This is a genomic window from Rothia sp. HMSC036D11, assembly GCF_001814205.1.
Taxonomy (GTDB): domain Bacteria; phylum Actinomycetota; class Actinomycetes; order Actinomycetales; family Micrococcaceae; genus Rothia; species Rothia dentocariosa.
The window spans coordinates 202,180-212,173 of record NZ_KV815272.1 but is presented as its reverse complement, the minus strand read 5'-3'; the positions used below and the strand labels follow the sequence as shown (position 1 = coordinate 212,173).

10 protein-coding genes and 1 tRNA gene are annotated in these 9,994 nt (G+C 51.9%); 10 read left to right on the top strand and 1 reads right to left on the bottom strand.

Going from position 1 to position 9,994, the window contains the following annotated elements:
- Positions 1-1,549: 1,549 nt before the first annotated feature.
- From HMPREF2958_RS00920 to HMPREF2958_RS00910, 3 genes are all read left to right on the top strand, one after another.
- Entirely contained in the window at positions 1,550-2,443 is an 894-nt protein-coding gene (locus HMPREF2958_RS00920; RefSeq protein ID WP_070695852.1) for a DsbA family protein, read from the top strand.
- Positions 2,444-2,765: 322 nt separating this feature from the next.
- Positions 2,766-2,842 (top strand) — tRNA-Thr (locus HMPREF2958_RS00915).
- A gap of 143 nt (positions 2,843-2,985) precedes the next feature.
- A complete protein-coding gene (locus HMPREF2958_RS00910) occupies positions 2,986-5,142 on the top strand; it encodes an acyltransferase family protein (RefSeq protein WP_070695869.1) in 2,157 nt (718 codons plus the stop codon).
- On the opposite strand, the gene HMPREF2958_RS11205 is transcribed toward HMPREF2958_RS00910, so the two are convergent.
- Entirely contained in the window at positions 5,139-5,270 is a 132-nt protein-coding gene (locus HMPREF2958_RS11205) for a hypothetical protein (protein WP_256370911.1), read from the bottom strand. The two genes, HMPREF2958_RS00910 and HMPREF2958_RS11205, sit on opposite strands and share 4 nt — an antisense overlap.
- Before the next feature lie 68 nt (positions 5,271-5,338).
- Between HMPREF2958_RS11205 and HMPREF2958_RS00905 the strand changes: the two genes are divergently transcribed.
- The 7 genes from HMPREF2958_RS00905 (at position 5,339) to HMPREF2958_RS00875 (ending at position 9,877) form a co-directional block, all read left to right on the top strand.
- Positions 5,339-6,175, top strand: coding sequence for an ABC transporter ATP-binding protein (locus HMPREF2958_RS00905; RefSeq protein WP_070627232.1), 837 nt, complete (start codon positions 5,339-5,341; stop codon positions 6,173-6,175).
- Between the two features lie 192 nt (positions 6,176-6,367).
- A complete protein-coding gene (locus HMPREF2958_RS00900; RefSeq protein WP_070536358.1) occupies positions 6,368-7,198 on the top strand; it encodes an SGNH/GDSL hydrolase family protein in 831 nt (276 codons plus the stop codon).
- Positions 7,199-7,733: 535 nt separating this feature from the next.
- Positions 7,734-7,970 carry a 50S ribosomal protein L28 gene (gene rpmB, locus HMPREF2958_RS00895; RefSeq protein ID WP_004005966.1) on the top strand — a complete coding sequence of 79 codons (237 nt, stop codon included), beginning with the start codon at positions 7,734-7,736 and terminating at the stop codon, positions 7,968-7,970.
- Positions 7,971-7,973: 3 nt separating this feature from the next.
- Positions 7,974-8,144 (top strand): 50S ribosomal protein L33, encoded by a 171-nt coding sequence (gene rpmG, locus HMPREF2958_RS00890; protein ID WP_004005967.1) that lies wholly within the window; start codon positions 7,974-7,976, stop codon positions 8,142-8,144.
- Positions 8,145-8,146: 2 nt separating this feature from the next.
- The gene (gene rpsN, locus HMPREF2958_RS00885; protein WP_004005968.1) at positions 8,147-8,452 is read left to right on the top strand and encodes a 30S ribosomal protein S14; all 306 of its coding nucleotides are present in this window, start codon (positions 8,147-8,149) and stop codon (positions 8,450-8,452) included.
- A 95-nt stretch (positions 8,453-8,547) separates the two neighbouring features.
- Positions 8,548-8,868 (top strand): HU family DNA-binding protein, encoded by a 321-nt coding sequence (locus tag HMPREF2958_RS00880; RefSeq protein ID WP_004005969.1) that lies wholly within the window; start codon positions 8,548-8,550, stop codon positions 8,866-8,868.
- A gap of 358 nt (positions 8,869-9,226) precedes the next feature.
- Complete coding sequence (locus tag HMPREF2958_RS00875; RefSeq protein WP_141755768.1) at positions 9,227-9,877, top strand: hypothetical protein; 651 nt, start codon at positions 9,227-9,229, stop codon at positions 9,875-9,877.
- Positions 9,878-9,994 lie beyond the last annotated feature (117 nt).

The window sequence follows — 9,994 nt, the reverse complement described above, 5'->3', positions numbered from 1 at the left end:
TGGGGAGCTTTCGCCCATGCTTTTTTGTGTTTAACGGTGGTTTTACCAAACAACCCAACCCGGTAGCAGCATCCCCTTGACCATAAGTGCGGTTTGGGCCTGGTAGGCTATACCGGGACAGCCTTAACCACTCAACTAGTGGTTAACTCCGGTACAACACCCAAGAATGGGTCTCAAAACCTCCGCTACCGATGCCCTACCTCTGACGGACCTCTGAAGGAAAACGGGTACCACCAGCGTAGGAAAACCCGATAACGATGCACCAACTGCGGGGTCTCAACAACCATTCAACACCTCAAATTCACCCAACGGAATTAGCTATGCTTTTATCGCCTGAAATACCAGCATTAGCTTTCAACACGCAAAGCCCCGTAAAAGTACCCGCCAATTCCAGCTGTATATGTAAGCCGATACTGGGACGTCATGTATTCATAACTCCCGTTCACCCTGCTGCGAGGTGCAGCTCGACGGGATCTACTTTGGTGCAGATTATGGCATATATCGCCATAGCCGCGTCGTTCTTATATCGTCTATGCAAACAGAAAATTGGGTTACGGAATAGAATGTTGCCTGTTCTAATGTTCCTAACCTGAATTGTGGGTGGGGCTAAGCCGTATTCTGAAGCTCTTACACCGTATCCCTTACCCACTAAAACCCTAAGCAAGACTGAAGTGTAGAGCATGATTACTCGAACAGCTATAGCGGTTCTGGAGGTTTTGACGGTGCCGATACTCTGCTAGAAGCTCGCTGAGGAACACTGCTTGCGGCGTGTGTAGCCATAAAGTACTGCGAGGCTTGTCCACTAGTACTGTCCACTAGCAGGGTGCTCGTGAAGAAGAACAGCTGGATCACAACGTAGATAACTGCTAAGTGCACAGAGGAGTGATTACAGGATAAAGGAGATAGGCGATGTCCCAAGGCGCCCGTGATAAGGCCCGTCAAATTGTGGCTAAGCAAGTAAGATACTGTCAGCATTAGACATTGACATCGCCGATAAAACTAAGCTGATTGTAGTAGAGCCATCGCATGCTAGTATCCCCTGGAATCTTAGGGCGAAACTCGTTGGTTAAAGCTGTTCTAGTAAATATGGGGTTTATTGCTAATCTCGACTTCTGACTCGGTCTGCGGTCGAAGCTGTCCTACGATCTTTCCTTGGTAGCGCAGTCTTGCAGTATGAGGGTCTTATCCGTGGAACTTATGAGCTATAAACGGGGGGCTCTGGAAAGGTATGGTTTACATACATACATGTCACCCAGAGAATAGAGGAACGAGGCAACTTATAAGGCACCAAGTCTCTTTTGCTCATACCGCTAGGTTTATCCTGAGATGCTATCCCGCAGAATAACGAGTCTTATAATGGTACGCGCGGCTTATATAGCCAGCGCAGGTGACTGTGGTTGCCCCGTAAAATAAGCTGTGAGCGTGAGAACGCGACACAAAGTGTAGAAAACCTGGCCATGACTGGCAGCTACCACCAACCTTCGGTAGGCTAGAACGGGTTAGCGGTAGGCGCATCCACCGCGTCGATCACAAGATAAAGGAGCAGGCAATGTCCCAGGACGCCCGCGAGAAGGCCCGCCAAATTGCGGCTAAACAATCAAAGCGCGGCAATGTAGCGACGAACCGTCGATGGATACAACTTACCGTACTCGGCGTAGTCGTTGTTATTGTTTTCGTTATTGGCTTTGTTTATATCAACGGTCAGAACAATAAAGTACCCGAATCGGGTCCTGTGCCTGCGAGTTCGAATGAGTACGGCGGAATTGTGCTGACTAAGGACGGAATCGTCCAAAACTCCTCAACACGAGACACCCGTAACTATAAGGAACTAGGGGACTCTAACGCCTCCTACACTCCCTCGGTGAACGGTACCCCGCAGGCGGGCAAGAAACTGCCGCTCGGCATTCAGTCGGCAGATGAAGCCTCTAAGAACGGTAAACCGGTGCGCGTGACGATCTTCCAGGACTACAATTGCGTGCACTGCCATGAGTTTGAGGATCAGTACGGCGAGGAACTGAAGAAACAGGTTCAAGAGGGCAATATCGAACTCGAAATCCGTAACCTGACCTTCCTCGATCAGAATTCACCCACCCAGTACTCGGCACGTACCGCTAATGCCGCATACGCCGTTGCTAACCAGGTGAGTGCAGATAAATTCTTGGACTTCCAGAAAGAACTGTTTAGTCACCAGGGAACCGGCGACCTGAACAACCAGCAGATCGCCGATATAGCATCTAAATACGGTGCAAATATCGGTTCGGATATGAACGATAACAAGTGGCGTTCTCTTGTGGATGTCGTGACCGCAGAATCCTCGAAGAACGACATTGGGGGCACCCCGACCGTTTTTGTGGATGGTGAACAGTACACCAGCAATGACTTCACTGGCTTCCTGCAGGGGAAGATCGACGCCAAGAAGAATAACAATAACCCGCAGCAGTAATATAAATGGATTCGCCCGCAAGCGCTAAGCCTGCGGGCGAATCCTTTCTATGTGCTTTAGCCTCAAAGGATACTGACACAATAGTCTAAGATTCCAATGCATGATTCTGCATGAGAGGGAATCTCTGTTAAGGCTTATCAACCGTCTAACATTTTCTGAGCCGTATGAACATAGTTCGAAATCTAAAAGACTCAAAAAGTATAGTGATACGGGAAAATAGCGTTTAAGCAGACACATATAAAAACAGTGAACACGATAAACTTTCATAACATCCACTTTTGAATTAGCATCCCTGTGCGTTTGCTGTACACTAGAAGACGTTGCCTCCTTAGCTCAGCTGGCCAGAGCATCGGTCTTGTAAACCGAGGGTCACCGGTTCGAATCCGGTAGGGGGCTCCACGAAAGTCCTGATTCATGCGTTACGCAGCTGATGCGTTGAATCGGGACTTTCCCCTTACAGGTCGTTAGCATTATATGAGACCACACACCGATTTACAGAGCAGCACAGGACACGCGATATTATGGCAGCAGGTCAACCCGCAATGCATCAGCAAGCGGCGCAAACCCCGACTGTATCATCACCCTCAAACTCTTACCCCCTCGAAAACTTTATTGAAACTCGGGGATTCCGCCCCGAAATTCAGGGTCTGCGTGCATTCGCAGTACTCCTGGTAGTGCTATACCATGTCTGGTTTGGTAGGGTATCCGGCGGCGTGGACGTCTTTTTATTCATCTCGGCGTTCCTGCTCTCACTCTCGAATATGCGCAAAATCAACGAGGGCAGGCCGCTTAACCTATTCACATACTGGCTACACGTGTTCCAACGCTTGCTTCCGGTAGCGACCGTAACCATTGCGGGAACGACCATCGCATCATTTTTTATCCTATCGCCAAGCCGCTGGGCCGATATGCTCGCGGATGCGAAGGGATCCCTCTTTTACTACCAGAACTGGCATCTTGCTTTTAACTCGGTAGATTACTATGCGCAAAACGCGGCATCGAAAACCCCGTTTCAGCACTTCTGGTCGCTGTCTATTCAGGGACAGATTTTTATTCTGTGGCCGTTGCTCTTCGCGCTGGTCGCATACCTTGTGCATCGTTTCCGCTGGAATCTGTTTACGACAACCATTTTGGTTTTCGATACGGTCTTTGTTGCATCTTTGACGTTTTCGATTATTGAAACCGAGACAAACCAGGGGTTCGCATACTTCGATACCCGCACCCGTCTCTGGGAATTTGCTGTCGGGACGCTGCTCGCCATGGTAACCCTCAAATGGAAGGCCCCTGAGAAGGCGCGCGTCATCATGGGGTGGATCGGCGTTTTTGGGCTTGTGACCTGTGGCGCCTTCCTGCCCGTGCAGCGCTCCTTTCCCGGATTCTTAGCGCTGTATCCAGTAGTTTCAGGTGCTCTCGTCATTATGGCGGGCCGTACCAACAGTCGGTGGGGTGTAGACCGCTGGCTGGTCTCTAAACCTCTGCAGAGTCTCGGCAATATCTCCTACGCCCTGTACCTAGTGCACTGGCCCATCCTGATCTTGTACAGCACCGCTGTAGAGAAACCCCACGTGAACTTTCTCGAAGGAACCGCCATTATTGCGGTATCTATTGCCTTAGCTTGGGTTCTGATCCAGTTCGTGGAGAAACCGCTGCGTTACCGTAAAGACCCTTTCATTCCCTGGCTGATGAAAATACTGCGGTTTAAGAGGGTTTTCGCGGTCAAAACGTGGGCCGATCAGCTTGCCTTCCTGGCCGCAACCTTTTTACTGGCAGGAATACCTCTTGCCGGTGCGCAGGCGTGGGTAAACTACTCCAATACTCAGGCGAGCATTCAGGCAGAAACGCAGACCCAGACTGCAACCGATAATCACCTAGGTGCTCGCGCCATCGGCACAGATCAGGCACTCATACACGACGACCCTATCCCTAATGGTGATTTGAAGAATCAATACGAGATGTTGAGCGACGGCAAATGCGAAGGCAATTTTGCCCTCTCTCATGACTCACTCAAGAAGTACTGCTCTTCGCAGAAGAACGGAACAGATGATTCGCCGCTTATGATGGTCGTCGGTAACTCCCACGCGGAACAGGCAATGGCCATGTTCAAACCCGTTGCCGAGCAGTCCAAAGTTAATATGCAGTCGATCCTCTTAGGCGGATGCCAGTATCCGCAGCAGGATGCATCATCCTCGAACGAGTGCGCCGAGTTTAACCGGGACGTCACCGAAGAAATTCTGCAGCGTAAGCCGCAGACCGTGGTGATTATCGCAACCATCGCGGAGGCGCGGTCTAATGAGGAGCGCATCGACCCGGCCTTGGAGGAAACGGTCAAGAAATTCACGGACGCCGGAATACAGGTGGTTGGTGTGCGCGATAACCCGCGGTACGACTACAACGTATACGAATGCGCACAGAAGGCGGGAGACGACCTGGAATCCTGCGCGCGCCCGGTCTCTGAGAAACTGGCTGAAAAGAACCCCGCCCAAGAGGTCTTTGACAAATACAAGGATAAGGGCGCGGTGCTGGTAGATATGACTGACCTGTACTGCCCGGAAGGAATGTGCCAACCGGTTGTCGGGAACGTCTACGTGTACATAGACGAGAACCATGTGAGCAAGGCATACGGGCGTACTATGGCGAAAACTATGCTTGAACGCGCCGCCAAGGGTGGCTGGATACCCACTGGCATGCTCTCGCTCTAAACACGTGCCAAGAATATACGATGCCGTGTCTTCTTACCGGAAGGCACGGCATCGGTACGTCCGGAGTCTTGAGCCTCGGTGAACGGCAGCCGTAAACCTAGTCCGGCATATAAAATTTCTGTAGGCATTTTTATGGCGTCTTCAGTACCCTCATACTTATCTGGTTGCTCGTGCAGAACCGAAAGGAAGGTAAATCATGAAAACCGTAACTGAGCGTACTCTGCGCGTAGACAACGTGAGCCTAGGATACGGCGCACAGCCTATCGTCAAAGACCTGAGCTTAGAATTCCCGCAGGGCAAGGTCACCGCCATTATCGGCCCCAACGGATGCGGTAAATCCACGCTTCTGCGGGGTGTTTCGCGACTCTTGCATCCCCTTGACGGCGAATTTTTGCTCGATGGTAAGCCTACGCATCGGTACTCCATGAAGGGGTTCGCACGCATGGTCGGGCTTATGCCGCAGCATCCTATTGCGCCTGAAGGCATTACTGTTGCCGATTTGGTTTCGCGGGGGCGCTACCCCTATCAAGGGCTTTTCAAACGTAATAGCGCCGAAGATGATGAGGCGGTAGCCTGGGCTCTGGAGGCCACCGATACGATGTCGCTCGCCGAATGCCAAGTAACCGAGCTTTCCGGCGGTCAGCGCCAGCGTGTGTGGATTGCGATGGCGCTTGCGCAGGAGACCGATATTCTGCTGTTGGATGAGCCGACCACGTACCTTGACCTGGCGCATCAGGTGGAGCTGCTGGATTTACTAGCGGACCTGAACGAAGAACGCGGAACCACCATGATTATGGTGCTGCACGAGCTGAATCTTGCCGCTCGCGTTGCAGACTATCTAATCGCCATGAAGGACGGGCAGATCGTCAGTCGCGGATCTGCTCACGAGGTGCTGACCTCCAGAAATCTTAACGATATTTTTGGGCTCAAGGCCGAGGTTGCCGATCCGTTTAGTGACGGGAGCGTGGTGGTGGTGCCGCATCATCGGTCTGCGCACGCTTCGCAGAAGATACTGGACGACGTGAACCCGTGAAATAAGGCTTATAAAACAGGAGCGAGAAACCCGAACAAAACGCGGTTACGGTATGTTTGAGTTTGCTGCACGATTGGTTTGCCCTGCCTGAAACCGCACGCAGCTGGATGTCTGCGGTCAATACCTAAGACAGACATATTATTCATGGGATACTGGCGGGTAGATAAAACCAAAAGTTAGGAAGTACCTACCATGCTCAAACTCGATAAAAATGCCAGACTGCACGGCGAACCTGTGCGTTATGTGGCAATGGGCGACTCGTTTACCGAAGGCGTGGGTGATGTCGATACCGACCGTCCCAACCAGGTGCGCGGCTGGGCAGATCGCGTTGCGGAAACTATCGGCTCAGTCGATGCTCAGGCGCAGTACGCTAACTTGGCGATCCGCGGGCTTTTGATGCACCAGATCGTTGAGCAGCAGCTGGAGGCCACCCTAGAACTGAGACCGAACCTCGTTAGCTTCTACGGCGGCGGCAACGATATTATTAGCCTAAACGTGAATATAGATGAGATTATCTCGCACGCAGAGCGAGCCTTTGCGGCTCTGCGCGCGGAAGGAATCGAGGTTCTGACAATTACGGGTCTGGACGTGAAGGGAGAGGGACCCTTTGCTCGGACCCGCCCGCGTACCGCCCTGTATAACGAGCTTCTGCGTACGGTGGCGGATAAATACGGTGTGCACATTATCGATTACTGGCGTATGGACGATTTTCTGGACTGGCGGCTGTGGGCTGACGACCGCCTGCATATGAATGAGTTGGGGCATCAGCGCTTCGCATACCATGTGCTGACGCAGCTTGGGCTGGGGCATCTGGCGCAGGATGTGGACCTTATCGCCGGTGAAGAAGAGCCTCCGCCGCTGCGTGAGAGAGTTGCCGAAAGTGCGTATTGGGTAAGAACGCATGCTCTGCCTTGGATGGGCCGGCAGCTGACTGGGCGCAGTTTGGGGGATGGACTAAGCGCGAGGTACCCGAATTTGGTTCCTGCCGCTGGTCTTGGCGAGCCGGTAGAACTCGAAGAATAACCTGCCGTATGCCGTAAAATACGGGTTTCTACGAGTTAAGATGTTAATCTCACATTTAAAATTTCAACGATGTAATTAGACGTTTGTCACATGGATATCGACAAGGGATGAAAACTTCGTCATGAACTACCTTAAACTCCCTTGTGACTTGAGGAAACAGCGAGAACTGGTAGAATAAGCGGGTAACTCTATCGCGACCTTTCGGCGTGCCCGGAAGAAGTCTGTATCAAATGGTTACCCCTCAAAATCCAAAAAATCCTTGGTTTTTAAGGGGAGTTTCTGGCGTGCAGGCTTGCGTGAGTTGCTGGATTTACCTAGAATTTAACGCTGTTCGTAGTGGTGGAAACGCCTCTCGACACTAAATTATGCTTCACCGTTTTTCCCGCGGCGGGGATTGACATCTGGATCTCACCCAGATGCCGGTCTCAAACACTCTAGCCCGGAGAATAACCCGGTGCTTCTACATTGGTGACGGGACGTACGAGTAACATCGACTGCGCATCCGTCAGAAAAGTCAATCAATAAGGAGTGAAACATGGCAGCAGTCTGCCAGGTGACCGGAGCTGTTCCCGGCTTTGGACACAGCATTTCGCACTCGCATCGCCGCAATAAGCGTCGATTCGATCCGAACGTTCAGAAGAAGACCTATTGGGTTCCTTCGCTTCGCCGTAAGGTGACCCTGAACGTGTCCGCTAAGGGCATTAAGGTTATCGATGCTCGTGGCATTGATGCCGTGGTCGCAGAAATCATCGCACGCGGGGAGAAGATCTAGTACATGGCATCCAAGGCTAAGGACCTGCGTCCTATTATCAAACTCAAGTCCACTGCAGGCACCGGGTACACCTATGTAACCCGTAAGAATCGCCGCAATAATCCTGACCGTATGGTGCTAAAGAAGTACGATCCCGTGGTTCGCAAGCACGTTGACTTCCGAGAGGAGCGCTAAGAATGGCTAAGAAGTCAAAGATCGCTCGTAACGAGCAGCGCAAGGTCATCGTAGCTCGCTACGACGAGAAGCGTCGAGAACTGAAGAAGACGCTGGTGAACGAGAACGCTACCCCCGAGGAGCGCGAAGCAGCACGTGTAGCTTTGCAGAAGCTACCCCGCAACGCATCTCCCGTCCGCGTTCGCAACCGTGACCAGATCGACGGTCGTCCGCGCGGTACCTTCCAGAAGTTTGGTATCTCCCGCGTACGCTTCCGCGAGATGGCACACCGTGGCGAATTGCCCGGTATTACTAAGTCAAGCTGGTAATTTCTGGTATTTTGTACCTAGGCGAGTTATTTTTCCTCGTGAAAAGCAGCTCGACTTAGTCTGAAAAAGATAAGTCTCAGGAAGGGGCACCCCAAATGGCTAAGAACCGTACCGAACTTGTTGCAGAGGTAGCAGAGAAGTCTGGCAAGAGCCAGGCAACCGTGAACGCAGTGCTCGACGCAGTGTTCCAGGCTTTCGAGACCTCCGTCTCTAAGGGCGAGAAGATCACCATCCCCGGCTGGTTGGCTATCGAGCGTACCGACCGTGCAGCTCGTACCGGTCGCAACCCGCAGACCGGTGAAACCATCCAGATTCCCGCTGGTCACGGTGTGAAGCTGACCGCAGGCTCCAAGCTGAAGGCAGCAGTCGCTACCAAGAAGAAGGCCACCAAGGCCACCTCCAAGAAGAAGAAGTAACTTCTTGAGACTTCTAGGACCTGATAGGGGCTCCCACCACACGGTGGGAGCCCCTATGTTTATGGTTTGTTTTCTCTGTCTGAGAGCTTCTGTCTCGTGATAACGCCCGATACCAAACTCCGTTTGAAAAGGTTGTCAAGACGGGATAGACTACCGGGGACGGAATTTTATTCTTCTAAGAACTTCACGTCGATCTTACGCATCGCAACATTACGCTGTAATGCCTTTCGTCCCAAGAAAAGCGGGCAACACCTTGTCACCTAAAAGTCTCAATCAGGTTAGCTAAAATAGTAGTAAGTAATGTTGCAGCCTGAAAATATATCCTGTTATGACACAGAAACACTCAGAAAGACATACCGTGACCATCGTACCGAGAAAGTATAGTGCTCTTCCGTTAGCCCTTGCAGGGCTTGGTCTGTTGAGCGCGTGTGCATCCTCCGAACCTCAGGATCCGGTGACTCCCGCCGTGGTGACAGTGACTGCATCCCCCTCAACACATGGTACGGCTGCGGAACCTTCACCTTCGGCAACCTCTAACTCTTCGGCAGATCCCGCCCATGCCCCCGCCGCGACCCAGGGTAATGGGGGAGAAGGAAATACTTCCGGCGGCTCGGTGAATGGTGATACTAATCAGAATCAGCCCGGAACCGGCGGGAACAATACGCCCGCGCAACGTAACAATGGTGGATCTCCAACCGAACCCAAGGTGAATGTGAATGGTTCCTGGACCCACACGAACTCCGAAGGCGATAAAATCACCGTTGAGACGAGCGGCGCGTGGGAGGTTATCAAGAGCGACGGCGAGGTCATTAGAGTGAGCGCAAGCGGCGCATGGACCCAGACCGACCATGACGGCGAGGTTATTACGGTTAATGCCGACGGCTCGTGGTCAGTCTCCGAGAATGGCATTGTTGAGGATGAAGAAGACCGGCCTGAAATCCCTGCAATTCCTGGAAAACCCAATAATCCGGAGGCGGCAACTCCGGTAGCCCCTGCAGCTCCGCGTTAAGACGCGGTTCTGTGCGGAAAACTGGTATACACAATATATAACTATAAATGATATAAATATGTAAGTATTATTAAATACTTTATATATAAACTTTATAAGTATTTCACCCTGTTCTCA

What these genes read in the sequence shown, in the direction of transcription:
- HMPREF2958_RS00920 (WP_070695852.1), top strand. Translation starts at nt 1,550, where the DNA reads ATGTCCCAGGACGCCCGCGAGAAGGCCCGCCAAATTGCGGCTAAACAA.
- HMPREF2958_RS00910 (WP_070695869.1), top strand. Translation starts at nt 2,986, where the DNA reads ATGCATCAGCAAGCGGCGCAAACCCCGACTGTATCATCACCCTCAAAC.
- HMPREF2958_RS11205 (WP_256370911.1), bottom strand. Translation starts at nt 5,270, where the DNA reads ATGCCTACAGAAATTTTATATGCCGGACTAGGTTTACGGCTGCCGTTC.
- HMPREF2958_RS00905 (WP_070627232.1), top strand. Translation starts at nt 5,339, where the DNA reads ATGAAAACCGTAACTGAGCGTACTCTGCGCGTAGACAACGTGAGCCTA.
- HMPREF2958_RS00900 (WP_070536358.1), top strand. Translation starts at nt 6,368, where the DNA reads ATGCTCAAACTCGATAAAAATGCCAGACTGCACGGCGAACCTGTGCGT.
- rpmB (WP_004005966.1), top strand. Translation starts at nt 7,734, where the DNA reads ATGGCAGCAGTCTGCCAGGTGACCGGAGCTGTTCCCGGCTTTGGACAC.
- rpmG (WP_004005967.1), top strand. Translation starts at nt 7,974, where the DNA reads ATGGCATCCAAGGCTAAGGACCTGCGTCCTATTATCAAACTCAAGTCC.
- rpsN (WP_004005968.1), top strand. Translation starts at nt 8,147, where the DNA reads ATGGCTAAGAAGTCAAAGATCGCTCGTAACGAGCAGCGCAAGGTCATC.
- HMPREF2958_RS00880 (WP_004005969.1), top strand. Translation starts at nt 8,548, where the DNA reads ATGGCTAAGAACCGTACCGAACTTGTTGCAGAGGTAGCAGAGAAGTCT.